Annotated in this window: 23 protein-coding genes; 9 read left to right on the forward strand and 14 right to left on the reverse strand. The window is 70.3% G+C overall.

The window, feature by feature from the left end; translation table 11 throughout:
* Nucleotides 1-34: 34 nt before the first annotated feature.
* The gene (locus tag OG707_RS29725) at nt 35-985 is read left to right on the forward strand and encodes a bifunctional riboflavin kinase/FAD synthetase (RefSeq protein ID WP_329123672.1); all 951 of its coding nucleotides are present in this window, start codon (nt 35-37) and stop codon (nt 983-985) included.
* Between the two features lie 3 nt (nt 986-988).
* On the opposite strand, the gene OG707_RS29730 is transcribed toward OG707_RS29725, so the two are convergent.
* On the reverse strand, nt 989-1,366 hold the full coding sequence (locus OG707_RS29730) for a MerR family transcriptional regulator (RefSeq protein WP_329123674.1): 378 nt from the start codon (nt 1,364-1,366) through the stop codon (nt 989-991).
* 65 nt (nt 1,367-1,431) lie between these two features.
* Between OG707_RS29730 and OG707_RS29735 the strand changes: the two genes are divergently transcribed.
* Nucleotides 1,432-2,631 (forward strand): MFS transporter, encoded by a 1,200-nt coding sequence (locus tag OG707_RS29735; protein ID WP_329123676.1) that lies wholly within the window; start codon nt 1,432-1,434, stop codon nt 2,629-2,631.
* On the opposite strand, the gene OG707_RS29740 is transcribed toward OG707_RS29735, so the two are convergent.
* Entirely contained in the window at nt 2,609-2,854 is a 246-nt protein-coding gene (locus OG707_RS29740) for a DUF397 domain-containing protein (RefSeq protein WP_329123678.1), read from the reverse strand. The genes OG707_RS29735 and OG707_RS29740 overlap by 23 nt on opposite strands.
* Nucleotides 2,851-3,681 carry a helix-turn-helix domain-containing protein gene (locus OG707_RS29745; RefSeq protein WP_329123680.1) on the reverse strand — a complete coding sequence of 277 codons (831 nt, stop codon included), beginning with the start codon at nt 3,679-3,681 and terminating at the stop codon, nt 2,851-2,853. The genes OG707_RS29740 and OG707_RS29745 overlap by 4 nt, the downstream gene beginning before the upstream one ends.
* A 116-nt stretch (nt 3,682-3,797) precedes the next feature.
* Here OG707_RS29745 and OG707_RS29750 point away from each other — a divergent pair, with 116 nt between their 5' ends.
* The gene (locus OG707_RS29750; RefSeq protein WP_329123682.1) at nt 3,798-4,229 is read left to right on the forward strand and encodes an ATP-binding protein; all 432 of its coding nucleotides are present in this window, start codon (nt 3,798-3,800) and stop codon (nt 4,227-4,229) included.
* 1 nt (nt 4,230) lies between these two features.
* Here the strand turns inward: OG707_RS29750 and OG707_RS29755 are convergent, their stop codons facing one another.
* Nucleotides 4,231-5,025 (reverse strand): SAM-dependent methyltransferase, encoded by a 795-nt coding sequence (locus tag OG707_RS29755; RefSeq protein WP_329123684.1) that lies wholly within the window; start codon nt 5,023-5,025, stop codon nt 4,231-4,233.
* Nucleotides 5,026-5,293: 268 nt separating this feature from the next.
* On the opposite strand from OG707_RS29755, the gene OG707_RS29760 reads away from it, so the two are divergent.
* Together OG707_RS29760 and OG707_RS29765 are read left to right on the forward strand one after the other, a co-directional pair.
* Nucleotides 5,294-5,659 carry an STAS domain-containing protein gene (locus tag OG707_RS29760; RefSeq protein ID WP_329123686.1) on the forward strand — a complete coding sequence of 122 codons (366 nt, stop codon included), beginning with the start codon at nt 5,294-5,296 and terminating at the stop codon, nt 5,657-5,659.
* Nucleotides 5,652-6,647 (forward strand): anti-sigma factor RsbA family regulatory protein, encoded by a 996-nt coding sequence (locus OG707_RS29765; RefSeq protein ID WP_329123688.1) that lies wholly within the window; start codon nt 5,652-5,654, stop codon nt 6,645-6,647. Before OG707_RS29760 ends, OG707_RS29765 begins: the two co-directional genes overlap by 8 nt.
* 14 nt (nt 6,648-6,661) lie before the next feature.
* On the opposite strand, the gene OG707_RS29770 is transcribed toward OG707_RS29765, so the two are convergent.
* On the reverse strand, nt 6,662-7,636 hold the full coding sequence (locus OG707_RS29770; RefSeq protein WP_329123690.1) for an ArsR/SmtB family transcription factor: 975 nt from the start codon (nt 7,634-7,636) through the stop codon (nt 6,662-6,664).
* Between the two features lie 58 nt (nt 7,637-7,694).
* On the opposite strand from OG707_RS29770, the gene OG707_RS29775 reads away from it, so the two are divergent.
* Both OG707_RS29775 and OG707_RS29780 read left to right on the forward strand, forming a co-directional pair.
* A complete protein-coding gene (locus OG707_RS29775) occupies nt 7,695-8,888 on the forward strand; it encodes an MFS transporter (protein WP_329123692.1) in 1,194 nt (397 codons plus the stop codon).
* Nucleotides 8,889-8,930: 42 nt separating this feature from the next.
* Nucleotides 8,931-9,518 (forward strand): GNAT family N-acetyltransferase, encoded by a 588-nt coding sequence (locus tag OG707_RS29780; RefSeq protein WP_329123694.1) that lies wholly within the window; start codon nt 8,931-8,933, stop codon nt 9,516-9,518.
* Here the strand turns inward: OG707_RS29780 and OG707_RS29785 are convergent.
* From OG707_RS29785 to OG707_RS29805, 5 genes are all read right to left on the reverse strand, one after another.
* Nucleotides 9,509-10,516 carry an ABC transporter ATP-binding protein gene (locus OG707_RS29785; protein ID WP_329123696.1) on the reverse strand — a complete coding sequence of 336 codons (1,008 nt, stop codon included), beginning with the start codon at nt 10,514-10,516 and terminating at the stop codon, nt 9,509-9,511. The genes OG707_RS29780 and OG707_RS29785 overlap by 10 nt on opposite strands.
* Nucleotides 10,517-10,898: 382 nt before the next feature.
* A complete protein-coding gene (locus tag OG707_RS29790) occupies nt 10,899-11,948 on the reverse strand; it encodes an ABC transporter ATP-binding protein (RefSeq protein ID WP_329123698.1) in 1,050 nt (349 codons plus the stop codon).
* Nucleotides 11,894-12,802 carry an ABC transporter permease gene (locus OG707_RS29795; protein ID WP_329123701.1) on the reverse strand — a complete coding sequence of 303 codons (909 nt, stop codon included), beginning with the start codon at nt 12,800-12,802 and terminating at the stop codon, nt 11,894-11,896. The genes OG707_RS29790 and OG707_RS29795 overlap by 55 nt, the downstream gene beginning before the upstream one ends.
* A complete protein-coding gene (locus OG707_RS29800) occupies nt 12,799-13,878 on the reverse strand; it encodes an ABC transporter permease (RefSeq protein WP_329123702.1) in 1,080 nt (359 codons plus the stop codon). The genes OG707_RS29795 and OG707_RS29800 overlap by 4 nt, the downstream gene beginning before the upstream one ends.
* A gap of 3 nt (nt 13,879-13,881) precedes the next feature.
* The gene (locus OG707_RS29805; RefSeq protein WP_443071419.1) at nt 13,882-15,729 is read right to left on the reverse strand and encodes an ABC transporter substrate-binding protein; all 1,848 of its coding nucleotides are present in this window, start codon (nt 15,727-15,729) and stop codon (nt 13,882-13,884) included.
* 279 nt (nt 15,730-16,008) lie between these two features.
* On the opposite strand from OG707_RS29805, the gene OG707_RS29810 reads away from it, so the two are divergent.
* Nucleotides 16,009-16,239, forward strand: coding sequence for a DUF397 domain-containing protein (locus OG707_RS29810; RefSeq protein ID WP_329123707.1), 231 nt, complete (start codon nt 16,009-16,011; stop codon nt 16,237-16,239).
* Between the two features lie 84 nt (nt 16,240-16,323).
* Here OG707_RS29810 and OG707_RS29815 read toward each other — a convergent pair whose 3' ends face one another.
* From OG707_RS29815 to eccE, 4 genes are all read right to left on the reverse strand, one after another.
* Entirely contained in the window at nt 16,324-17,001 is a 678-nt protein-coding gene (locus OG707_RS29815; protein ID WP_329123709.1) for a WXG100-like domain-containing protein, read from the reverse strand.
* Between the two features lie 219 nt (nt 17,002-17,220).
* Nucleotides 17,221-19,962: an SCO5717 family growth-regulating ATPase gene (locus OG707_RS29820; RefSeq protein WP_329123711.1), complete on the reverse strand. Its 2,742-nt coding sequence runs from the start codon at nt 19,960-19,962 to the stop codon at nt 17,221-17,223.
* A 226-nt stretch (nt 19,963-20,188) separates the two neighbouring features.
* A complete protein-coding gene (locus tag OG707_RS29825) occupies nt 20,189-21,019 on the reverse strand; it encodes a hypothetical protein (RefSeq protein ID WP_329123713.1) in 831 nt (276 codons plus the stop codon).
* Nucleotides 21,019-22,323 carry a type VII secretion protein EccE gene (gene eccE, locus OG707_RS29830; protein WP_329123715.1) on the reverse strand — a complete coding sequence of 435 codons (1,305 nt, stop codon included), beginning with the start codon at nt 22,321-22,323 and terminating at the stop codon, nt 21,019-21,021. Before eccE ends, OG707_RS29825 begins: the two co-directional genes overlap by 1 nt.
* Nucleotides 22,324-22,534: 211 nt before the next feature.
* On the opposite strand from eccE, the gene eccB reads away from it, so the two are divergent.
* Complete coding sequence (gene eccB / locus OG707_RS29835; protein WP_329123717.1) at nt 22,535-24,160, forward strand: type VII secretion protein EccB; 1,626 nt, start codon at nt 22,535-22,537, stop codon at nt 24,158-24,160.
* Nucleotides 24,161-24,312 lie beyond the last annotated feature (152 nt).

Genomic DNA, 24,312 nt, shown 5'->3' on the forward strand with positions numbered 1-24,312 from the left:
TTCGGTTTCGGTTTTCGGGCGAGGAGCGGTATCAGTGCAGCGCTGGCGTGGCTTGGAGGACATCCCCCAGGACTGGGGACGCAGCGTCGTCACCATCGGCTCCTACGACGGCGTGCACCGCGGGCATCAGCTGATCATGGGGCGTGCCGTGCAGCGCGCCCGTGAGCTGGGCATTCCCTCGGTCGTCGTCACCTTCGACCCGCACCCCAGCGAGGTCGTGCGCCCCGGCACACACCCCCCGCTGCTCGCCCCGCACCACCGGCGCGCGGAGCTGATGGAGGAGCTGGGCGTCGACGCGCTGCTGATCCTCCCCTTCACCGCCGAGTTCTCGAAGCTGTCGCCCGCCGACTTCGTCGTGAAGGTGCTCGTCGACAAGCTGCACGCGCGGCTCGTCGTCGAGGGCCCCAACTTCCGCTTCGGGCACAAGGCCGCAGGCAATGTGGCGTTCCTGGCCGAGACCGGCGAGACGTACGACTTCGAGGTCGAGGTCATCGACCTGTTCGTGAGCGGGGACGCGGGCGGCGGCGAGCCCTTCTCGTCGACGCTCACCCGCCGCCTCATCGCCGAGGGCGATCTGACGGGCGCACGCGAGATCCTGGGCCGCCCGCACAGCGTCGAGGGCGTCGTCGTGCACGGCGCGAAGCGCGGCCGCGAGCTGGGCTACCCGACGGCGAACGTCGAGACGCTGCCGCACTCCGCGATCCCGGCCGACGGGGTCTACGCGGGCTGGCTGACGGCGGACGGCGAGCGGATGCCCGCGGCGATCTCTGTGGGGACGAACCCGCAGTTCGACGGCGTGATGCGGACGGTCGAGGCGTACGCGATCGACCGGGTGGGTCTTGATCTGTACGGGATGCACGTGGCCGTGGACTTCCTGGCGTACGTGCGCGGGCAGGAGAAGTTCGACTCCATCGAGTCGCTGCTCGTCGCGATTGCGGCGGACGTGAAGCGGTCGACGGAGCTGGTGGAGGCGTACGAGGCGTAGGCCTCAGGCGGCCTGGCGTGCGGTGGCGTCGCGTACGTCGTCCAGGTAGCTGGTGATGGCGTCCCTGTTGCGTACGAGGCAGCGGATGCGCTCGCTCATGCTGTTCAGCTCCTGTTCCAGCGTGGCGATCGTCTCCGGTGTCGCGTCCGAGATGCTGATGGTCCGGGGGCTGTTGAGGCACGGCAGGATCTGCCGGATGACCCGGGTGGGGAGCCCGGCGTCGAGGAGGCCTCTGATCTGCAGCACCTTGTCGACGTACTCGTCGCCGTAGTCGCGGTAGCCGTTCGCGGCGCGCGTGGACGCGATCAGGTCCTGTTCCTCGTAGTAGCGCAGCAGCCTGCGGGACGTTCCGGTGAGCTCGGACAGCTGCCCGATACGCATGTGACCTGCCTCATCTAGCCCTGGCTTGACCTTCACATTGATGTGAGGGTTCGAGCATACGAGGCATGACAACAACCTGCACACAACGCGGGCTGCCCTGGGGTGCGTTGCTCGCGCTCGCCACCGCGGCCTTCATGGGAATCCTGACCGAGGCGCTGCCCGCCGGGGTTCTGCCTGCGATGAGCCACGACCTCGGGGTCGGCCAGCCGGCCATGGGGCAGGCGCTCACTGTTTATGCCATTGCCTCGTCCGTTACTGCGATCCCCTTGTCCATGGCCACCGCGACCTGGCGGCGCAAGCCGCTGCTGCTGGGTGCGATGGTGACGTTCGCCTTGGCCAATACGGTCACGGCTGTTTCGGCGGACTATCTGGTGACGATGGTGGCCCGGTTCGTCGCGGGGGTCGGCGCCGGTTTCGTATGGGCGCTTCTTGTCGGGTACGCACGGAAGTTGGCGCCCGCCCATCTGCAGGGCAGGGCGATCGCGATCACCATGTCGGGGGTTCCGCTGGCTCTGTCGCTGGGCATTCCCGTGGGCACGCTGCTGGGGGGAGTGCTGGGCTGGCGGCCGACGTTCGGGCTGGTGACCGTTCTTGCTGTCGGGCTGGTGGGGTGGATCTACGTGGCCGTCCCGGACTTTCCCGGGCAGGGGGCGGAGAGCCGGGAGCCGGTGCTGCGGGCGCTGGGCCGGCCGGGGGTGGTGGCGGTGCTGTTCGTGGTGGCGGCGTATGTGCTGGCGCACAACATCCTTTACACGTACATTGCCACGTTCCTCGACGCGTACGGGATGGGGGACTCCGTGGATGTGGTGCTGCTCGTCTTCGGCGTCGCGTCGATCGTGAGCATCCTGGTCGTCGGGGCGCGGGCCGACAGCTTGTTGAGGGTTCTGACGATCGCTGCTGTGGTGCTGTTTGGCGCCGGGGCTGCGCTGCTTGCGGTGCTGGCCGACCATTCCGGCGCGGTGTACGTCGCCGTGACGCTGTGGGGGCTCGGCTGGGGAGGTGTGGGCGCGCTGCTGCAGACCGCGGTGACCGACGCGGGGGGCGACTCGGCTCAGGCCTTGCTGGTGACCGTGTGGAACGGGTTCATGGCGGTGGGCGGGGCGGTTGGGGGCCTGTTGCTGAGTTGGTTCGGGCCGATGTCGTTCCCGTGGAGCGTGATCGTGCTCCTGGTGGCGGTGCTGGGTGTGGTCGTTCGGGCTCGGGAGCGGGGGTTTCCTGCGGAACGGCCGGGGGTTGTCGGCGTCAGGGTTGAGTCGCGTACGTGACGAAGCGGGTCCAAGTGGCGGGGGGCAGGGCGAGTTGGGGTCCCTGGGGCGACTTGGAGTCGCGGACGTGGATGGTGGTGGGGCAGGGGGCGATCTCTACGCAGTCGTCGCCGGAGCCGCTGCTGTAGCTGGACTTGCTCCAATCCAGGGCGACTTCGACGCAGTCGCCATCGCCGCCACTGCTGTAACTGCTCTTGAACCAGGCGAGTTCGGGGGTGCTCATAGTTCTCCTCGCATCCGTTGCAGCAGGCTCACGGAGTCTACGAGGGAGAGAGCCTGTGACCGCATCCTGGCATATCGCATCTGCAGGACGCTGATCTCCTTTGCGACGGAGACGAATTGCCCGCCTCGTTGCCCCTCGCAGTACGCGAAGCACCGGTTTTCCGGTGTCTCCAGCAGCTGCATGGGGCCATCCAACCCGGCATGCGTGTTCCGTACCAGAGGCATGACCTGGATCTCGATGTTCCGTTGATCGGCGAGGTTGAGGACGTGATCGATGAGCCCCTGTGTGACTTCCGGACCACCCATCTCGCGCAGGAACAGGTGCTCCTCCAGGATGAAGCTGTACGCCGTGTTCGGCCGCTCCCGCAGCAGCCCCTGCCGCTCGGCCCGCGCCACCCACTGGGCCTCGACCTGCGCGTCGTCCAGCGGCGGGAGCTGCTCCGTGAACAGCGTCCGTGCGTACGCCTCCGTCTGCAACAGGCCTGGAACCAGGCGGCATTCGTACGTGTAGAGCGTGATCGCCTCCGCCTCCAGCTTCGCCCACTGCCTGAACCAGCTCGCCAGCCCCGGCTGTCGCGACAAATGCCGTGCCGCACCCCTGATCACGCCGAAGGCGTCCAGCAGCTCCTCCGCCTGCTCCACGAACCCCGGCGGCGGAAGGCGCCTGCCCTGTTCGATGGAGGCGATGGTCGGCAGTGAGTAGCCGACCAGTGGTGCGAACTCCTCCTGTGTGTAGCCCGCGCGTTTGCGGAAGATCTTGACGACCTCGCCGAATGCCTTGAGGCTGTCCGATGACTCTGGCTCGCCGCCACCCGTACCGTCTGTCATGTCGGCTATGGTCACGGGCAGTTACCGCTACTGTCTACCCCGCGTACCCGTACGCTTGCAGAGCGTACGGGTCCCTGATCTGGTGAACAGCCCCAGCAGCGCGCCACATTGGGCCCATGACGCACCCCCACACCCACCAAGAGCCGGTCACCGTACGTGTGTTCACCCAGCGCTTCAGCTCGACGCGGCTCGGGGCCCGCCTCGCCCGGCACCTTGCCCTGCATCAGCTGCACTCCTGGGGCATCCCGCGCGGTACCGCCGTCTCCGACAGTGCCGCCGTGATCATCGCGGAGCTGGCGGCGAACGCCACGACCCACGGGCTCGTTCCGGGGCGGGACTTCGAGCTCCGGCTCCTGCAGACGCCCGTCTTCCTCCGTATCGACGTCTCCGACACCCGCACCGAGCGCCGCCCGCACCTCACCGCCCCCGCGCCCGACGCGGACTCCGGGCGCGGGCTGCTCCTCGTCGAGGCGCTCGCCGACCGGTGGGAGGTGCTGGACCGCGTACCGCTCGGCAAGACGGTCCGTGCCGAGCTGGACCTGATGTGAGTCAGCCGGCGTCCTTCGTGAAGCAGCCGCGCCAGACCTCCAGGGTGCCGTCCGTGAGCGCGGTCGCGTAGTTGATGAGCCGGGTGTAGCCGTCGTCCAGGAGCATCGGCAGGGAGGGGCCTTCGGGCAGGCCGTCCGCGAAGGTGCGGGTGATCCAGTTCTGGACCCAGGCCGACTCGTTCATCCACTCCGTCGTGGTGAATCCCGCGTCCTCGATGCGGGTGCGCAGCGTCTCGGCGGGCACGACGAAGCTGTCCGTACCGTCCAGCGACCAGGGCATGGGCCAGTGGAGCTCGGCCGCATCGTCCGGCTGGCAGACGTCCCAGATCGCCAAGTGTGCGCCCGGGGTGAGGCGTTCGGCGATGTGGTGGAACCAGGTGGTTTTGTCCTGGACGTTCATCTGGACGTGCATGGTGAGCGCGGCCGCGAAGGGCGCGTCGGGGCGGTAGTCCGCGATGTCGCCCGCGTGGAAGCGGACGCGGTCGCCGAGCCCGGCCCTGGCGGTGAGGTCGCGCGCGGTGTCGACGTACGCCGGGGTGATGTCGAGGCCGACGACCGACTGGCCTGTGCGGCGGGCGATCTGGCGTGCGGGACCGCCGAAGCCGGAGCCGACGTCCAGGACCGTGTCGCCGGGCGCGAGGGCCAGGGTGGGGATGAGCCGGTCGACCGCCTCGGCGCCGCCGATGTGGAACTGGTCGAGGTTGTCCAGGGCTCCTTCGGCGGAGGCGTCGACCTCGGCATGGTCGTTCAAGAGGCGGTCGACGGTCCCGTCGAGGCCGGATTCTCCGTAGGTCATGGCACGGGTCCCTTCAGTCGGGGTACGCCTAAGTCCGGAGGCTCGGTGTCCGCATTGTGACGGTGATCAGGCGTACGGTCGATATGACTCCGTAGATGCCCCCACCGTTGCGAGCGCTGCTCCGGTGCCGGCATACGGCGGCCCCGAAGAGGGGAGTCCCTCCTGCCCGCCGGCGGACGCGCTCCGGTCCTCTGCGGCCGGCCGACAGCCATACCGCGTCCCGGCTCCGGTCTGGGCGGTCCACGGTGTGCGGAGGGACGAGGTCCCGGTGCCCGCGTACTACGCCGATTCCCAACTGAAGATCTGGTGCACCACCGACCCACCCGGAGTGCGCCTCGCCGGACAGGTGGATCTCACGAACCAGGCCGCCCTGGCGGCCCTGCTGCTCGCTTCCGACTCCCACCCGGGCCCCGCCCCTGCCCCCGCCCCGGACCTCACGGTGGACCTGTCCGAAGTGACCTTCCTGAACTTCTCCGCACTTCATGTGCTCGTCACGTACGCCTCAATGATGGACCGCGGCCGTCGCCTCGTCCTGTGCACCCGAAAGCCCGTCGTCGCCGAGATGCTCGGCGCGTGCGGGTGGGACCGGATCGAACTGCCGCTCACTCTCCTGGAGTTGATCCCCGATGACTGAACCCCGAGGGCCGTCCGGGCGGAGGCCGGCCACTCACCTCCACAGCCTGCTGATGTACAGCGAGGACGAGCAGTTCCTGGCCACCGCGGTGCCCTTCGCCAGGGCCGGACTGTCCGCGGGGGAGCCGGTGTTCATCGCCACCGGCCCGTACAACACCCGTCTGTTACGCCGCCATCTGGGCCCGCGCGCCGACGCCGTGACCTTCGCGCCCGCCGACTGGTACACCACACCCGCCCGTACGCTCCTCGCCTACCACGACCAGGCGCACCGCGAGCCGGGTCCCTCCCGGGTGGTGGGCGAGGCCCCCTGGGACGGCCGGAGCGAGGACGAGGCGAGGGAGTGGATCCGCTACGAGGCACTGCTCACCCTCGCCCTCGCGTCGAGCGGCGCCCGGCACCTCTGTCCGTACGACACCCGCGCACTGCCCGGGGCGATCCTGCGCGCCGCCCAGCTGACGCACCCCTCCCTGACGGGAGCGGGAGCGGGGGCGGATGCGGTGATGGCGGCCGTGCGGCCCAATCCGGCGCACATGGACCCGGCCGAGTTCAGCGCGGCCTGCGATGCGGCGCCGCTGCCCGAACCGCCGCCGAAGCGGGACGAGTTCCACTTCGACGGGCCGCAACAGTTCGCCCGATTAAGGGAGTTCACCGCACAGTACGCGCGGGCGGCAGGGCTGGCCGCCGCCCGCCTCGACTCGCTGCTGGTCTGCGTCGACGAGGCGGCCTCCAACGCCGTACGCCACGGAGGCAGCGGCGGCATGTGCCGGATCTGGGTCGCGGCGGGCGAACTGGTCTGCGAGGTGACCGACCCGCAGGGGACCCTGGACACCGCGCTGGCCGGGTACCTGCCGCCGAGCACCGGGCTCCTCAACGGCCGCGGGCTGTGGATCGTACGGCAACTGAGCGACGCCGCCGACATGCGGACGACACCCGGAGGCACCGTCATCCGCATCCGGATGAGGCTGGCGGGCAGTACGGCCCGGGGATGACAGGCCTCGCTCCTCTACAGGCGGGCGCCGGCTTCGACCAGCGTGTCCCCGGCCGCCGTACGGAAGTAGAGCACCGAGCGCCCCGCCCTTCTGCGCCCGGCCAGCCCCGCATCCAGCAGCACCTTCAGGTGGCGGCCCACCGACCCCAGCCCCTGGCCGGTCAGCGCCACCAGTTGGGTGGTGCTCAGCGGAGTGGCGATGAGGGTGAGGACCGCCGCCCGGCCGGGTCCCAGCAACCTGGACAGGGCCTCCGGTGCGGGTGACCGGTCGGACTCCGACAGGGCTCCCGCGTACGGGTACACCGCCGCGAAACGCCGCTCGGCCTCGTCCCAGGCCACCCAGCCCGCCCGGCCGCCGGTCGGGACGAAGAGGAGCTCCGCGCCCGACACCGTCCGCGGCGGGTAGTCCTGGTGGTTGATGCGCAGCTGCCCGTCGCCCAGCCAGCGCATCTCCGGCCGTATGCCGTCCAGCGCCGCCGCCCACCCGCCGGTGGTCAACTGCTGTGTACGGGACAGGACATCGGCCTCCATGAGGCGCCGGCGGCGCGGCCAGTACGGCAGGACCGTCTCCTCCCACACCCAGGTGAACAGATCGGCGGCGCGGTCCGGCAGGTCGTCGCGTACGAGAGCGGCAGGGAGCCGGCCGTCCATCGACACCCGCAGGCATTCGACCGCCACCTCCGGCGGTGTCGCGCGGACCACCGCCACCTCGGCCTCGAAGGAGAGGGGTCCCGTGGAGGGCGGCACGGGGGTGAAGAAGTCCGCCATCCAGCGCGGGCGCAGCGCCGCCCGTACCAGCTGATGCGTGACGGGATCGGCCGCCATCAGCTGCCGGTACGCGGGGCGGTGCGCCGCCAGCCAGGTCCGCTCGCCGGGGTGGGCGGCATCTCCGCGCTCCAGCAGGACCAGGCAGGCCACCGTCTCGGACAGCGTGGACAGGACGAAGCGGCTGTTCGCCAGTGTGTCGGCGTCGATCAGCCACAGCCCCATGTTTCGCCCCTCCGCGAAACATTGTGCCCGCTCTCCGGCGCCGCGCAGGCTCCGTTCCATGCGCAGCTACCAAGACCTCTTCCGCACACCGGAGTTCACCCCGCTCTTCGCGACGGTCTCGCTCACGGGAGCGGCCTCAACGGTCAGCGGCATCGCGCTGGGTGTCCTCGTCTACGAGACGACCGGCTCGCCCCTGCTGTCCGCGCTGTCCATGTTCGGCGGCTCCTTCGCGCAGGTCGTCGGGGCGGTGGCGCTGCTCTCGGCGGCCGACCGGCTGCGGCCGCGCGCCGCTCTGGTCGCCCTTGCCCTCGTCTTCGGTGCGGGATCCGCGGTGCTGGCCGTCCCCGGGCTGCCGCTCTGGGGCTCCTTCGCGGTGATCCTTCTGCTGGGGCTGGCTGGTTCCGTGGGCGGCGGCGTGCGGTACGGGCTGCTCGCCGAGATCCTTCCGAAGGAGGGGTACGTCCTGGGGCGGTCGGTCTTCAACATGTCCGGTGGGATCGTGCAGATCTGCGGATTCGGCCTGGGCGGGGTGCTGGTCGCCGCCGTTTCGCCGAGGCCAACTCTCCTGATCGCGGCGGGGTTTGATGTTCTCGGGGCGGTCGTTGCCCGCTATGGACTGAGCCTCCGGCCCACGCGCGCCACGGGCCGGCCCTCGGTGCGGGAGACCTGGCGGGTGAATGTCCTGCTCTTCTCGTCCGCGCCCCGGCGGGCCGTTCTCTTCGCGCTGTGGGTGCCCAACGGGCTGATCGTGGGGTGCGAGGCGCTCTTCGTCCCGTACGCACCCGAGCGGGCCGGACTGCTGCTCGCTGTCGCCGCCTTCGGGATGTTCACGGGTGACGTGCTGGTGGGGCGGGTGGTCCCGGTGGCGTGGCGGGCCCGGCTCGCCACCCCGCTGCGGCTGCTGCTCGCCGTGCCGTATCTGGTCTTCGTGCTGCGGCCGGGGATGCCGGTGGTGCTCGTCGCCGTCGCCGTCGCCGTGGCCTCGGTCGGGTACGCGGCGAGCCTGGTGCTGATGGAGCAGCTCGTGGAGCTGACACCGCCCGACGTACAGGGGCAGGCGCTCGGGCTGCACACGGCGGGGATGCTCACGATGCAGGGAGTGGGGGCGGCGCTGGCGGGGGCCGTGGCCCAGTACGTGCCGGCCGGGGGCGCGATGGCGGTGATGGCCGGGGCATCGGTGCTGGTGTCGGTGGTGCAGACGCCGGGGCTGCGGCGGGTGCCGGGTGCGGTGGTGAACGCGGCTGTTCCGTAAAGGAGTTGATCCTTTGGAGGCGGGGCCCGGACAATGCGGCCCATGCCTGCACTGGTCACCCCTGCGATAGCCGCCGGTTCACTGTCCGCGACCGAGCAGCCGGTTCTGCCGGTCGGGGTCGAAGGAGACGTTGTTCTGCGGCCGTGGCTGCCCGGCGATGCCGGTGCTGTCATGGTGGCGTACCAGGATCCGGCGATCCAGCGCTGGCATGCGCGCCGGATGGACTCCCTGGCGGAGGCGGGCGAGTGGGTCGAGCGGTGGCGGGGCTCCTGGAAGGGGGAGCAGGGGGCGCACTGGGCTGTCGCCGACTCGGGCTCGGGAGCTGTGCTGGGCAAGATGTCGCTGCGGGACCTCAATCTCGTCGACGGCACCGCCACCATCTCCTACTGGGTGGCGCCGGAGGCGCGGGGTAGTGGTGTCTGCCCGCGGGCGCTTGGTGTGCTGGCTCAGTGGGCGTTGGGTGAAGTGGGCTTCCATCGGCTGGAGTTGGAGCACTCGACGGGGAATCCGGCGTCCTGTCGGGTCGCGGAGAAGGCGGGGTTCGCGGCGGAGGGGGTACGGCGCGGGGCGGCGCTCCACGCCGACGGGTGGCACGACATGCACCTCCATGCGCGGGTTCGTCAGGCCTGACTTGTTTTCGCGGGTGCCGTTGCCCAGTGGCATGCCACCTGTTGGGCCGGGGCTCCGCCGCTGAGTACGGGGAGGTCCTCCGTACGGCATCGGTCCGCGACCCCTGCGCGCTCCGCCTCGCCGCTCGCCAGGATCTGGCAGCGGGCGTGGAAGCGGCAGCCGGAGGGGATGCGGGTGGGGTCCGGGGGCTCGCCGGAGAGGACGACCGGTTCGCCGTCCGCCTCCGGGAGGACGGAGAGCAGGGCTTGTGTGTACGGGTGTTGGGGGTTGGTGAGGACCTCCTCCACCGGGCCCGACTCGACGATGCGGCCCAGGTACATGACGGCCACGCGGTCGGCGATGTTCCAGGCGAGGCCCAGGTCGTGGGTGACCACGAGGGCGGAGAGGCCGAGTTCGTCGCGGAGGGAGAGGAGGAGGGCAAGGATCTCACCGCGTACGGAGGCGTCGAGGGAGGCGACCGGTTCGTCGGCGATGATCAGCTCGGGGTCGAGGACGAGCGCGCCCGCGATGACGACGCGCTGGCGCTGGCCGCCGGAGAGCTCGTGGGGGTAGCGGAGGAAGAAGCGCTCCGGGGGGCGGAGGCCGGCGCGGGAGAGGGCTCGGGAGACGGCTTCGCGTTCGTCGCCGTCGTGGGTGTTCGTGCCGTGGATGCGGAGGCCTTCCGCGACCGCGTCGTACACGGTGTGACGGGGGTTGAGGGAGCCGCTCGGGTCCTGGAGGACGAGCTGGACGCGCTTGCGGTACGCCTTGAGGGTGCGGGCGGTGTGGGCGAGGGGTTCGCCCGCGAAGGTGACTTGGCCGGAGGTGGGCTGGACGAGGCCGAGGAGGGTGCGGGCGAGGGAGGTCTTGCCGCAGCCGGACTCGCCTACGAGGGCGACGATTTCGCCGGGGGCGATGTCCAGGTCCACGCCGTCCACTGCGTGGGCGGGTGGGGCGCCTCGGCGGCCGGGGAAGGTGACGCGGAGGGCGTCGGCGGAGAGGAGGGGGGTCTTCGTCATGGGTACTCCTGGGCTGGTTGGACGGTGTCGGGGTGGGCCGGGGGTGCGCCTGCAGCGGGCTGGTCTCCCCAATCCCGCCCCTTCCCGAAACTGGGGCTGCGCCCCAGACCCCCTGGCGGGGTTTCAGTGGTGCGGCCCCGGTTCGGGGGCGCTGCCCCCGGACCGCTGGTTTTGCGCCTAAACCGGCGCCGCTCTCGCGGAGGTTGCTGGCGTGGGTGGGGGTTGCTCAATGGCCGCTTGCGGTCCGTTCGGATGCGACACCGGAAAGCCCACACCAGCAAAATCCAGCCCGTCCGGCGATTGAGGACACGCGGCCGAAGGTCGCGTACGGGGGCGCAGGGGGCGAAGCCCCCGCAAAGGCGGGGCCCGGGGGGCCGGGGGTTCACCCCCGGTTTCGGGAAGGGGCGGGGTGGGGGATGGATGCCGCGCCCACCCGGACGCATGCCGCCCGCCTCCCCGGCCCCGCCACCCTCAGCGCCTGGTCCTCCGTCGCGCACACCGCCTCCGCCACCCCGCACCGCGGATGGAACGTACAGCCCGAAGGAAGCGCCGACGGATCCGGCGGATCCCCGGGCAGACCCCTCGGCGCCCGCCGCGACCCCGCGTCCCCGATCCGGGGGAACGCCGACGACAGCGCCCGTGCGTACGGGTGCTCCGCCGCCGCGAAGACGTCTGCCGCCGGGCCCTCCTCCACCACCCGGCCCGCGTACATCACCGCGAGCCGGTCGCACGTGTCGGACAGCACCGCCAGGTCGTGGCTGATCATCAGCAGGCTGATGGACTTCTCCGCCACCAACTCCTCGATCAGGCGCAGGATCTGCGCCTGGATCATCACGTCCAGCGCCGTCGTCGGCTCGTCCGCCACGATGAGCTGCGGATCGCACGCCAGCGCCATCGCGATCATCACGCGCTGCCGCTGCCCGCCCGACAGCTCGTGCGGGTACGCGTCCGACCGCGCCGCCGGCAGCCCCACCTGTTCCAGGAGCTCGCCCACGCGCCGCCGCGCCGCGGCCGGGCTCGCCTGCCCGTGTACGAGCAGCGGTTCCGCGATCTGGTCGCCGATGCGGTGCACCGCGTTGAGCGAGTGCATCGCGCCCTGGAAGACGATCGACGCCCCCGCCCAGCGCACCGCCCGCAGCCGGCCCCACTTCATCGTGAGGACGTCCTCGCCGTCGAGCAGGATCTCGCCCGACAGATGTGCCGACGCCGGGAGCAGCCGTAGCAGGGCCAGCGCCAGCGTCGACTTTCCGCAGCCCGACTCGCCCGCGATGCCCAACTTCTGGCCCGCGTCGACCGTCAGGTCCACGCCTCGTACGGCAGGCACCGCACCGGGGCCCGAGCCGTACGTGACCTCCAGGTTCTTGATCTCCAGCGCGCTCAACGGCCCGCCCCCAGCTTCGGGTTGAGTACGGACTCGATCGCCCGTCCGCACAGGGTGAAGGAGAGCGCGACCAGGGCGATCGCGATCCCGGGCGGCGCCAGGTACCACCAGTGGCCGGACGACACCGCGCCCGCCTCGCGCGCGTCCTGGAGCATGCCGCCCCAGGAGATGACCGTGGGGTCGCCCAGGCCCAGGAAGGCCAGGGTGGCTTCCGTGAGGATCGCGTTGGAGATGCCGAGCGTCGTCTGCGCCAGGACCAGCGGCATGACGTTCGGCAGGACGTGCCGCGACATGACGTGGCCGTGGCCGCCGCCGAGCGCCTTCGCGCGTTCGATGTACGGACGTGACTCGACGGCCAGCGTCTGGGCGCGGACCAGCCGCGCCGTCGTCGGCCAGCTCGTCACGCCGATCGCGAGGATCACCGTCCAGATCGAGTGGTCGAGGACCGTCGCGAGGACGATCGCCAGGACCAGCGTCGGCATCACCAGGAACCAGTCGGTGATCCGCATCAGGACGGTCGCGAACCAGCCGCCGAAGTGCCCGGCGATGATCCCGACGAGCGTCCCGATCGCCACCGAGAGGAACGCGGCCAGCAGGCCGACCACGAGGGAGATCCTGGCGCCCCAGATGAGGAGGCCGAGGAGCGAGCGGCCGAACTGGTCCGTGCCCAGAAGGAATTCACCGCTCGGTGATTCCAGGGCCCCGCCCGGCGCGCTCGTGACGCTCTGCACGTCGCTGCCCACAAGGAGGGGAGCGAAGATCGCCACCAGCGCGATCAGCGCCAGGCCTGACAGGCCGATCAGTCCCGCCTTGTGTGCGCGGTACGTCGTCCAGAAGCGGGCGACGGACGCGCGGCGACGGGTCCAGGCGAGGGACTTGGACGCGGGCTGTTGTGCGGTCGTCATCGGCCCACCCTGGGGTCCAGCAGCGGATAGAGCAGGTCGGCCAGGAGGTTCATCAGGATCATCGCGCCCGCGAAGACCACGAACAGGCCCTGGACCAGGGGGAGATCGGGCACGCTCAGCGCCTGGTAGAAGAGCCCGCCGAGCCCCGGCCAGGAGAAGACCGTCTCGACGAGGATCGAACCGGCCGCCACATGGCCGAGGTTGATGAAGACCATCGTGACCGTCGGCAGGAGCGCGTTGGGGACGGCATGGCGGCGGCGTACGAGATCGTCCCGGAGCCCCTTGGCCCGCGCCGTCGTGAGGTAGTCGTTGCCCATCTCGTCGAGGAGCGAGGAGCGCATCACGAGCAGGGTCTGGGCGTACCCGACCGCCACCAGCGTCAGCACCGGCAGGACCATGTGGTGGGCCACGTCGAAGACGTACGCGATCCCTGTCGTGTCGCCCGACTCCATGCCGCCTGTGGGGAACAGGCCGGGGATCGGGCCGATGCCGACCGAGAAGACGATGATCAGGAGCAGGCCCAGCCAGAAGGACGGGACCGACCAGAGCGTGAGGGCGACGCCCGTGGAGATCTTGTCCCCGAGGCCGCCGTGGTTCCACGCCGAGCGCGTGCCCAGCCAGAGGCCGAGCATCGAGTAGATCACCACGGCCACGCCCGTGAGCAGCAGCGTCGCGGGGAGCTTCTGGGCGATGAGGTCGCCGACCGGTGCGTGGAACTGGTACGAGGTGCCGAGGTCGCCGGTGAGGGCCTTGCCGCAGTACTCGGTGAACTGCTGCCAGGTCGGCAGGTCCAGGCCCAACTGCTTCCGCAATTGGATGAGTTGGTCGTGCGAGACCGGGCGGCCGTGCGTCATCGTACGGACCGGGTCGCCGGGGACGATCCGGAAGAGGAAGAAGCTGGTGACCAGCACGGCGAGCAGGGAGACGGCGGCGCCGCCCAGTTTGCCCGCGACGTAGAGGAGATAGGCGGTCGCATTGCTGCGGGTGCGGGTGCGGGGGCCCGACGGCCCGGTCCTGACCTGGACCGGGCCGTCGGCCGCACCCTCCGCCAGCGGTGTGGTGGAGGCAGTGCTCATCAGTTACTCACGGTCTTCCGCGGTGGAGCGGCGGCGGAGGGCGAGGAAGCCCCCGAGCCCGGCGACGACGACGATCGCGGCGACGATGCCGACGACGACGCCCGTGGACGTACCCGAGTCGGACTTCGCGGTGGCGCCGGCCGGGACCGCCGACCACCAGGACCAGTAGCCGTCCTGGCCCCAGATGTTGCCCGCGGCCAGCGGCATGGTGTCGATGGACTTGATCTGGTCGGTGCGGTAGGCCTCGACGGCGTTCGGGTAGGCCATGACGTTCATGTACCCGGTGTCGTAGAGCCGCGATTCGGCCTGCTTGACGAGGTCGGCGCGCTTGGCCGGGTCGTACTCGACGGCCTGCTTGGCGTAGAGCTCGTCGAACTGCTTGTCGCAGATGAAGTTGTCCGTGGCGCCGGTGTCCTTGGCGGTCGCGGGGAGCGCCGCGCAGGTGTGGATCGACAGGACGTAGTCGGGGTCGGGGTTGACCGAGTAGCCGTCGAAGGCCAGGTCGTACTCGCCGGCCACCCAGGGGTCGGAGACGTTGTCCAGGCAGTCGACCTTGAGGCCGATGCCGAGCTTGGACCACCACTCCTGCATGTACTTGCCGATGGCCTTGTCGTTCGGGTCGGTGGCGTGGCAGAGGATGCGGAAGCTCAGCGGCTTGCCGTCCTTGCCGACGCGCTTGCCGTCGCCGTTCTTCTTGTAGCCCGCCTCGTCGAGGAGCTGGGCCGCCTTGGCCGGGTCGTAGGCGATCTTCTGGCTCGCGTCCGGCTGCCAGTGGTAGTCGGTGAAGCGCGGCGGGATGTAGCCCTCGCCCTGGACGGCGTGGCCCTGGAAGACCTTGTCGATGATGGTCTTGGTGTCGGTGGCGGCGAACAGGGCCTGGCGGACCTTCTGGTCGAGCAGGGCCGGGTTGCCGTTGCCGATCTTGGTGCCGTCCTTGGCCTTGGCGCCGGGGTTGGTGGCGAGCGCGTAGAAGCGGCGGCCCGGGGCGTCGTTGACCTTGATGTTCGGCGCCGACTTCAGGGCTGCGGCCTGCGCGGGGGTGAGGCCCTGGACGAAGGAGACCTCGCCCTTCTGGAGGGCTGCGACCGCCGCGTCGTTGTCCTTGTAGTACTTGAAGTCCAGCTCGTCGAACTTCGGCGCACCGCGCCAGAAGGTCTTGTTCGGCTTGAACTTGAGGTACTGGTCGACCTTGTAGTCGGTGAGGATGAAGGGGCCGTTTCCGACCACCGGGAACTTCTGGTCGTTGTTGAACTTCGAGAAGTCCTTGACCGACTCCCAGACGTGCTTCGGGACGATCGGCACATCGAGCGCGGTCATCGTCGCCTGGGGCTTCTTCAGCTCGACGACGAGCGTCTGCGGGTCCGGGGCGGTGACCTTCTTGAAGTTGGACGTGAAGCTGCCGTTGGCGGTGGCCGCGCCGGGGTCGGACATCATCTTGTTGAACGTCCAGGCGGCGTCGTCGGCGGTGGCCTGCTGGCCGTCCGACCACTTGGAGTTCTTCCGGATCGTGTACGTCCAGGTCAGTTTGTCCGCCGAGGACTTCCAGGCGGTGGCCAGACCGGGGACCGTGTGCCCGTCCTTGACGTCGTAGTTGGTCAAGTAGTCGTACATCAGGCGCAGCGCGGTCGTGGAGACCAGGCGCGTCGCCAGGAACGGGCTCATCGAGTCGACGCTCTGCGCGACCGCGACGGTGAGGACCTTCTTCCCGCCGTCGGCGGCCTGGGCCTGCTGGGGCGCCGGGTTCAGCGGGGTCGCGGTGGCCGCCGCGAGGGCGAACGCGGTGGCTCCGGTGGCCAGAAGCAGCCGGAATCGAGGGCGGCTCCGGGGATGCCGGGTGATGCCTGGCGTCATTCTTCTGTCCATGGTGCGGTGACCTCGCGTCAGATGAATCAAGGGGCGTCCACTGGTGAAGCGAAGGTTTATCAGCGGTGGTCTAGACGTGTCAACGGATGTCCGTACCCTGTCTGGGCTGCGGAAATGCCATACGGAAGAGTGAAGTTGTGGTGCAGTGGTCCGCCAGTGGTCTACACCAATCTTGCTTCCCAGTTGAGGAACTGACGCCGGTCGGCCGGGGGCTGGGCGCTACAGTCCTCGAAGAGCGTCAAGGGCAAGCGGAACGGAGTGAGCGCGGTGGCGACCGAGCAGGAAAAGGCTGAGCTGTACGCCATGGACATCAGCGGTGCCGAGTGGGTCAGCGCACCCGGCGGCCCCGAGGAGGAGAAGGTCGAGATCGCCTATCTGGAGGGCGGGGCGGTCGCGATGCGCAGCTCGGCGGACCCGGACACGGTGCTGCGGTTCACGGAGGGCGAGTGGACGGCCTTCGTACTGGGGGCGCGCGACGGGGAGTTCGACCTCACGTAGCCGTACGGGGTCATGGGGAAGGGGTCCGTCCGGTGCGGTGTTCGCGCCGGACCCCCTTGCCCAGCCCCTTGCCCATCCCCTCGCTCATTCGAAGCTGACCCCTGCGATGCTCGTACGGAACATCTCGGCGTGGCCGGCCACCTTCTCGGCGTGGCCGTGCATCAACTCCGCGCGCTCCTGCAGTACTTCGGGGTGGATCTCGAAGCCGGTCCCGCCCTGGGCTCCGTCGGCCGACACCCCGAGCGCCGACTCCGCGGCCTGGAACATCAGACCGCTCACCGCCCGGCCCACCACCTCGATCAGGGGGTCGATGGCGGCCTCGATGATCTGCCCGATGACGTACTGCTCCAGCTGCTGGACCAGGAAGTCCACCAGCTTCTCCGCCGCTTCGATGATCAGCGCCACGGCCGCCTCGGCCAGGCCGAGTGTCGCCACCGCCGCCGCCTGGTCGGCCACGAACGTGGCGGCGAGGACGACGAGTTCCGCGATGACCTCGACCTTCATCGCCACGATCACGTCGGCGCCGATGTCGAGGGCGGTCGCCACGACGTGGCACGCCTGGATCATCTCGGTCATATGGCCGTCGGAGAGCTGCGCCCACTTCGCGAGGAGCGCCTCGTACGACGCCCCCTGGTACACATCGGCCAGCTGCTTCACCGTCGCCGTGGAGTCCGAGTGCGTCTCCTCGAGCTTCGTCGCGAACTCCCGTACGTGCCCGGCGAATTCACGGACCTTGTCCTCGTTCACCGTCGGCCAGTTCACGCCGATGAACTGAAGGAACGAAACGACTTCCCCTGGCAGCTCGATCGCCACAGCAATCCCCCGTGATAGCCCTCATGACAGCGTGGCAGGGGAGGGTCAACAGGGGTTCAAGGGCGGTTCAACGGCGGACTTGGAATCGGTCATGGACATTCCAAGTATGGGGACGGCGAAGGGGCCGGCACCGTGAGGGTGCCGGCCCCTTTCGTGAGGTTCCGCTGTTTACTGCGTCCAGCCCGACGGCGGTCCCGCGGGCGGCTGTTGCTGCTGCCAGTCCTGGCCCGGCTGGGGCTGCTGCTGCGGGTAACCGGGCTGCTGCTGCGGCGGCTGCTGCTGCGGGGGCGGGGCTCCCCAGCCCTGGCCCTGCTGGGGCTGGGCGTACGGCTGCTGGCCCTGCGGGGGCTGCTGCTGAGGTGCGTAACCCTGCTGCGGCTGCTGTTGCTGCTGGCCGCCCCAGCCCTGGCCCTGCTGGACGCGGGAGATGTCCTCGGCGACGAGCGCCGAGAGGTTGAAGTACGCCTCGCGGGTCTTGGGCCGCATCATGTTGAGGTCGACCTCGGCGCCGGCCGCGAGGTGCTCGTCGAAGGGGACCACGACGACCGCGCGGCAGCGGGTCTCGAAGTGAGCGACGATGTCGTCCACCTTGATCATCTTGCCGGTCTCGCGGACACCCGAGATGACGGTGATCGACCGCTGGACGAGGTCCGCGAAGCCGTGCGCGGAGAGCCAGTCGAGCGTGGTCGATGCGGAGCTCGCACCGTCGACCGACGGGGTCGAGATGATGATCAACTGGTCGGCGAGGTCGAGGACTCCGCGCATCGCGCTGTAGAGGAGACCCGTGCCCGAGTCGGTGAGGATGATCGGGTACTGGCGGCCGAGGACCTCCAGCGCACTGCGGTAGTCCTGGTCGTTGAAGGTCGTGGAGACCGCCGGGTCCACGTCGTTGGCGATGATCTCCAGCCCTGACGGGGCCTGCGAGGTGAAGCGGCGGATGTCCATGTAGCTGTTGAGCTGCGGGATCGCCTGGACCAGGTCACGGATGGTCGCACCGGTCTCGCGCCGTACGCGGCGGCCGAGCGTACCGGCGTCCGGGTTGGCGTCGATCGCGAGGATCTTGTCCTGGCGCTCGGAGGCGAGGGTCGCGCCGAGGGAGATCGTCGTCGTGGTCTTGCCGACGCCGCCCTTGAGGCTGATCACCGCGATGCGGTAGCAGGACATCACCGGGGTGCGGATGAGCTGCAGCTTGCGCTGGCGCTCCTCCTCTTCCTTCTTCGCGCCGAGCTTGAAGCGGGAGGGACCGGTGTTGTTCTTACGGCTCTTGGGCTGGTTGCGCAGAAGCCGGTCGGAGGAGAGCTCGACCGCCGCGTTGTAGCCGAGGGGCGCACCGGCCGGCATGCCCGTGGGCTGCTGGCCGGGGCCACCGGGCTGAGGGCCCGTGGGTGCGGACCAGCCCTGCTGGGGCTGGGGTGCCTGAGGCGCCTGAGGCGCCTGAGGCTGTACGGGCTGCTGCTGCGGAGGCTGCTGCTGTTGCTGGGGCGCGGGCTGCTGCTGGGCCTGCGGGGGCATCTGCTGCTGCGGGTAGCCGTATCCGGGCTGGGGCTCCTGGGGGGCCTGCTGCGGGTAGCCGTAACCCGGCTGCGGCTGCTGCTGCATCGGCTGCTGCGGGGGAGCGGCCTGGGGCTGCATCGGCTGCTGAGGCTGCGGCTGGCCGGGCTGCTGCGGGTAGCCGTACCCGGGCTCGGGCTGCTGCGGCATCGGCTGGCCCTGCTGCGGATAGCCGTAACCGCCCTGCTGCGGAGGCTGCTGCTGCGCCTGCGGCATCGGCTGCGCGGGGCCGAACCCGCCCTGGGCGGCGGGCTGTTGGGGCTGCTGCTGTACGGGCGCGGGCTGGGCCTGCGGGGGCAGCGGCTGGCCGGGGCCTGGCGCGGGCTGCACCGGCTGGTACCCCTCCGGCAGCGGCGGCAGCTGCGCCGCCTGCGGCTGCGGCTGGGCCTGCGGCGGGTAGGGGGCGGCCTGCGGCGGGATCGCGGCGGACTCGGGGGCCGGGGCCGGCGCGGGCTCGGGCAGGACGACGGAACCGGTCTCCGGGGAGGGCGCGGCGGCCGCGGGAGGCTGGGTGACTTCGGGCTCGGGCGCGGGCTCGGGGTCCGGAACGGCCTCCGGTTCCGGCGCGGGCTCGGGGGCCTGGGCCTGCTCGGGCTCCGGCTCCTCCTCGGCCTGCTCGGGCTCGGGCTCGGGCTCCGGGTCGCCGAAGAGGGCTGCGGCCTCGGCGTCGGCGGCGGCGAAGTTCACCACCACGTGTGGCTCGGGCTCGGGCGCGACGGGCTCGGGCTCCGGCTCGGGGGCGGGCGCAGGAGCGGGCTCGCTCTCCGCGTCGACGGCCCGAAGGACGGGGAAGCCGGGAGGCGAGAGCTGCCCTGCGGCGGGCGCACTCTGCTGCTGCGGGGCCTGGGGGGCGGGCTGTTGGGGCGCGGCCTGCTGCGGCTCCTGGGGAGGAACCTGGAACTGCTGGGACTGCTGCGGCTGGTACAGCGGCGTCTGCTGCGGATACCCGTAACCGCCCTGCGTCTGCTGCTGGGGCGGCACGGGCTGCTGCTGCGCCTGCTGCGGGTAGCCGTAACCACCCTGTGTGTCCTGCTGAGGTGGCACGGGCTGCTGGGGTGCCTGCGGATACCCGTAGCCCCCCTGCGTCTGCTGCTGCGGAGGCACCGGCTGCTGCGGTGCGGCGGGCGGCGGCGTCACCGGCGGGCCCTGCGGCGCGGCCCCGGGCGGGCCGAGCGGAGCACCGGTGGGCGGCGGCGGACCCGCAGGTCCGGACTGTGCGCCGCCGCCGTTCGTCTGGTCGTACCAGGCCATGTAGGCAGGCGGCGCGTAATCGATCTCGAACTCACCCGTGAGGTCGATGTCGCGCTCTTCGCCGTCCGGGGACGGGCTTCCGCTGTACTCGGAACGGTCCCTGCTCACTGCACTGCCTCCTGGTCAACTGCTGCATGCGTCGTGATGTAACGGGCGGATGGGGCGCGGGCTGCACATCCACGACGTCACCGCATCACCAGACGAGCCTAAGCTTTCTCAGGCCACTGCGGACACGTGATGTTGTCCTCAATTCGGACTCACCCGGCCAGACCGGGACCGGATACGGTCCCGATCCGGTCTCGGTCGCCCGTAAGCGGAGCCGCCGGCCGACCCGTCAGTCGAGCCGTCGCGCGGTCCCGAGCAGGCCGGTCTCCGCATCGGTGGGCGTGGTCATCACGTACTTGCGGTGCTTGCGGGTCGACCAGAGCGCCACATTGTCGGAGAGCGTCGGCAGCACTTCCAGATCCGACGCGGGAATGCCGAGCGTCTCCCGTACGAGAACCGTCTCCTGCGGCGAAATCCGCTGAATCCCGACCAGTTGGGCCTGAGACAGCCAACGCGGGCCGTACTCCCCGATAAAGGGCAGAACGGTCACCACGGCCTGCCACGGCAGCGACGAGACGCGCCCGCGCGGCGGACGCACACCGCAGTCGCGGATCAGCACCACGGGGCTGGAGACCGAAGGACCCTGCGGGGGCACCTGGCCCACCGGGTACACGGTGACGCACTGCTGACCGCCGCCCGCCACCTGCGCGAGCTGCGCCCACGCCTGCGGACGGCCGGTCTCCACGGCGACGCGCGCGCCGGTCGCGGCCGCGCGCAGCGCGAGCACCTGCGACATCCACAGGCCGCCGACGAGCACGACGTCGAAGCGGGTCGGCCGGGCGAGGCCGAGGACCGCGGGCATGTTCTCGGTGTCCGTACCGATGACGACACCGTCGTCGCCGATCGGCAGCGAGATCGCGTTGACCTCGTCGGGGGAGACGACGTGGCGGTTGCGGCGCGGGCCGCGCAGCCCGAACCCCGGCGCGAAGATGCGCCGTTGCTGCTGGGAGGCGGGCTCCGGCTGCTGGACGATCGGGATGAGTCCGGTGTCGCCGGGGGCGGCCACGTGCGCGGGGCGGCGCTGCTCGGGGGGAGCGGGGGCGGGGGCGGGGTAAGACATCAGTACGTACCTCCCAGCGGCAGCGTGGCGAGCACTCCGGGAACCTGTTCCCGGTCGAGTCGGACCAGGCCGACCTTGGCGGCGTTCGCCGTGCGCTCCAACTCCTGGCGGATATTGGTCAGTTCGTCCTCACCGCGGCCGGTGATCCGGACGTGACCGGTGAGCGACGTACCGCGGTTGCCGGCCCGGCTCAGCGTCATCGAGAAGGTCGACGCGAGCACCGGCATCGAGGTGAACTGCGTGACCAGCTGCGGCAGGGCGACCCCGCCCTGACCGAGCTGCGGCCACTTGGAGATCCAGTACGTGGAGTGCCAGCGGTCGTCCACGCGCCAGTTGCGTACGGACTCGGCGGTACGGCGCTGCGCCGGACCCCCGTTCTGCCCGCGCTGGGCGTTGGCCCGCGGGTTGAGGCAGCTGGACGTCGCGATCGCCTGCACGAGTTCGGCCTCGTCGAGGATCGTCGCCTCGAAGCCCGCGCCCGCAAGACGGCTGGCCAGCTGGTCGGCGATGCGCAGCAGCGCACGCTGCGCACCGGGCACACCGTCGCCGCGCGCCTCGACGGCCTCCGGGCAGAGCTCGGGGTCGAGCTTGAGCGCGACCCACGTCAGCCGCAGCGCCGGGGAACCGGCCTGGGCCTGCACGGGCGCGTACGAACGGGCAGCCACCGACTGCGGCGGAAGGTGCGGCGCCGGAGCGGGCTGGGTGTGCTGGACGACCTGCGCGGAGGCGAGCTTGATCCCGTCGACCTCCAGGCATTCCTGCACCAGATCCAGCGGCAGTTGACGCCGGCCGACGGACGGGCGCAGCGGCTCGTCACCGGGCTGGACGAAGAGGACGGCGGTCAGGAACGTCCCGTCCCCGATCATTCCGATCGAACGGTCGTCCCTGGACACGAAGTTGTACGTACGCAGCGCCGGATCGCACTCGACGGCAGGCGCGAGCCACGGCTCCGTGCCGGGCGGCACGGGCAGTTTGGCCGCGCGCTGACGGCCCTTGAGGGCGCGCGTGGTGTCGTACCACTCGACGAGCGGACGGTGGTGCAGCCGCAGTACGGCAAAGAGCAGCAGCACGGCGGCCACCACGACCGCGGGTGCCACGAGCCACTTCTCGGTGACCCAGGCGCCGACCACGAGAGCGGCGGCGACCTCGAGGAGTACGAGCTGCTGGAGCCGGAGCGGGCCGATGCCGCCGGGCCTCGGCAAGGTGCGCGGCGACGCGGCCAGTACGGCCGAAGGGGCCGGAACCGGGGCCGCGGCCTGCCGTGGTGTGCGGCGATCACGTCGAGAGCGGGTAGCGCTGGTCATCCCCCGGGACATCCCTTTCCGAAGCGGTGCCTTCTCAGCGACCTCTGCTGGGTCCTCTGCGTCGCTCGCAGATGTGAAGCAAGAGACGCATGCGAATGGTCACCGTACAACCCCCGGCCCCCCGCGGGGGCAAGCGGGCAGGGCATAGTAGGGGCCTGCTCGGCTTCACACAGGCCTTAAGTACGTCGCGAAACGGGGAGAACCGGCACACATGGCAACGCGTAAGGATGAGCTCAGCGCCTACTCGTTCGCTCGCAAGCGCACAGTGGCGGCGTTCCTCGCGCCGTCGCCGGGCGGTTCCGAGGAAGGTGCACCGCGGCCGTTCAAGACGGTCATGCCCAGTCTGATCGTGGGGGTGATCCTGGTCGTGGGCTGCGTCGGCTGGGGTGTGATCAAGCCTTCCGCGCCCAAGGGCTGGGACGAACCGGGGAAGTACATCATCGTCGACTCCGACTCGACGACCCGATATGTCGTGCTCCCGGACAAGGGCCCGGGCGGCAAGAAGGTGCCCACGCTGCACCCGGTCCTCAACTACGCCTCGGCGAAGCTCCTGCTCGACAAGGGCAAGGGCGAGGTCCTGGAGGTCAAGGGCTCGGAGATCGACAAGAGCGGGATCGCGCACGGCTCGACGCTCGGCATTCCGTACGCGCCCGACCGGCTGCCGACTGCCGGGGACGCGGAGAAGGCGAAGGTCTGGGCGGTGTGCGAGCGGCCCTCGGTCGGGACGGGCACCAACATCGACCGCGCGGTGTTCGTACTGAACGAGAAGGAAGCCTCGGCCGTCACCGACCAGAAGAAGGGCGCGCTGGGACCGGCGGACGTCCTGTACGTGGTCGACTCCAGCACGACGGACGGCACGCACCCCGGTGCGCAGTACATCATCGACAGCAACGGCTCGAAGTTCCTGGTGGGCGACCCGACGGCCGTGCCCAACACCCTGCCCGGAACCACGCAGGAACAGCTGCGTACCGCGGTCATCGGCGGTGCGGCCGACCCGCAGAGGGTCAGCAAGGAGTGGCTGGCCTCGCTGAACGACGGCGGTCACATCGAGTTCCCGACGATCCCGGGACTCGGCGAACAGACCTCGATGCAGGGCATGCCCGACAAGGCGCGGACCGTCGGCATGGTCCTCCAGTCGCAGGACACTTCGGGGACCCAGTTCTATGTGGTCCTGAAGGACCACGTCGCCAGGGTGTCGCCGTTCGTCGCACAGCTGCTCCGGGGGCTCCCCGACGCCTCGAAGCTGTACGCGGACGCCTCCACGGACCCCGTGAAGGTGAGCGCGACGGACCTGATCAAGGCCAACGGCGGCTCGATGGACGTCTTCGAGGCCGGGAAGGGCTGGCCCAAGCTGAGCCCGAAGTGGGCGAACACCTCGGCGCCGACGGAGGGGGCGAAGGCGCACGACACCGCGTGCAGCGTCTACAAGGGCACGCCCGACCCGGCCACCAAGAAGCCGCTGCTGACGGCGTGGGCCGGATCGTCGTACCCGAAGAACGTGTCCGCCGAATCACTCAACGCCTATGTGTCCTCGGGCTCGGGGCTGCTCTTCACGGAGCTGTCCGGTACGGCGGAGGGGGGTGGCGCGAAGTATCTGCTCACGGACACCGGGCTGCGCTACGCACTGCCGTCGGGCAACGACTCCACGAAGAAGAACGGGTCGACCACGACGTCGCCGTCCACTGGCGAGGACGCCTCGGAGACGGACAAGGCGAGGGCACGACTGGGGTACGAAAAGACCACGGACTCGGCGCCCGTACCGGCGACCTGGGCCGAATTCATCCCCAAGGGACCGACGCTCGACACCGGTGCGGCAGCCCAGCCGCAGAGTCAGTGAGGTCCAACAGCCTTACCCGCGTGACGACTTGGGCATGTTCACTGCAAGCCGGTCACGTGACTGTGTGAAATCTGTAACTGATCGCATCTGCCCATAGCTGTGTGACAGACGGGCGATAGAGTGAGCACAGAGCTCATTGACGTGAAGCTTAT

This window comes from Streptomyces sp. NBC_01465, assembly GCF_036227325.1.
GTDB lineage: Bacteria > Actinomycetota > Actinomycetes > Streptomycetales > Streptomycetaceae > Streptomyces.

Coding starts and splice junctions, on each gene's coding strand:
- OG707_RS29730 (WP_329123674.1), bottom strand. CDS start 1,366: ATGCGTATCGGGCAGCTGTCCGAGCTCACCGGAACGTCCCGCAGGCTG.
- OG707_RS29735 (WP_329123676.1), top strand. CDS start 1,432: ATGACAACAACCTGCACACAACGCGGGCTGCCCTGGGGTGCGTTGCTC.
- OG707_RS29740 (WP_329123678.1), bottom strand. CDS start 2,854: ATGAGCACCCCCGAACTCGCCTGGTTCAAGAGCAGTTACAGCAGTGGC.
- OG707_RS29745 (WP_329123680.1), bottom strand. CDS start 3,681: ATGACAGACGGTACGGGTGGCGGCGAGCCAGAGTCATCGGACAGCCTC.
- OG707_RS29750 (WP_329123682.1), top strand. CDS start 3,798: ATGACGCACCCCCACACCCACCAAGAGCCGGTCACCGTACGTGTGTTC.
- OG707_RS29755 (WP_329123684.1), bottom strand. CDS start 5,025: ATGACCTACGGAGAATCCGGCCTCGACGGGACCGTCGACCGCCTCTTG.
- OG707_RS29765 (WP_329123688.1), top strand. CDS start 5,652: ATGACTGAACCCCGAGGGCCGTCCGGGCGGAGGCCGGCCACTCACCTC.
- OG707_RS29770 (WP_329123690.1), bottom strand. CDS start 7,636: ATGGGGCTGTGGCTGATCGACGCCGACACACTGGCGAACAGCCGCTTC.
- OG707_RS29775 (WP_329123692.1), top strand. CDS start 7,695: ATGCGCAGCTACCAAGACCTCTTCCGCACACCGGAGTTCACCCCGCTC.
- OG707_RS29780 (WP_329123694.1), top strand. CDS start 8,931: ATGCCTGCACTGGTCACCCCTGCGATAGCCGCCGGTTCACTGTCCGCG.
- OG707_RS29785 (WP_329123696.1), bottom strand. CDS start 10,516: ATGACGAAGACCCCCCTCCTCTCCGCCGACGCCCTCCGCGTCACCTTC.
- OG707_RS29795 (WP_329123701.1), bottom strand. CDS start 12,802: ATGACGACCGCACAACAGCCCGCGTCCAAGTCCCTCGCCTGGACCCGT.
- OG707_RS29800 (WP_329123702.1), bottom strand. CDS start 13,878: ATGAGCACTGCCTCCACCACACCGCTGGCGGAGGGTGCGGCCGACGGC.
- OG707_RS29805 (WP_443071419.1), bottom strand. CDS start 15,729: ATGACGCCAGGCATCACCCGGCATCCCCGGAGCCGCCCTCGATTCCGG.
- OG707_RS29825 (WP_329123713.1), bottom strand. CDS start 21,019: ATGTCTTACCCCGCCCCCGCCCCCGCTCCCCCCGAGCAGCGCCGCCCC.
- eccE (WP_329123715.1), bottom strand. CDS start 22,323: ATGACCAGCGCTACCCGCTCTCGACGTGATCGCCGCACACCACGGCAG.
- eccB (WP_329123717.1), top strand. CDS start 22,535: ATGGCAACGCGTAAGGATGAGCTCAGCGCCTACTCGTTCGCTCGCAAG.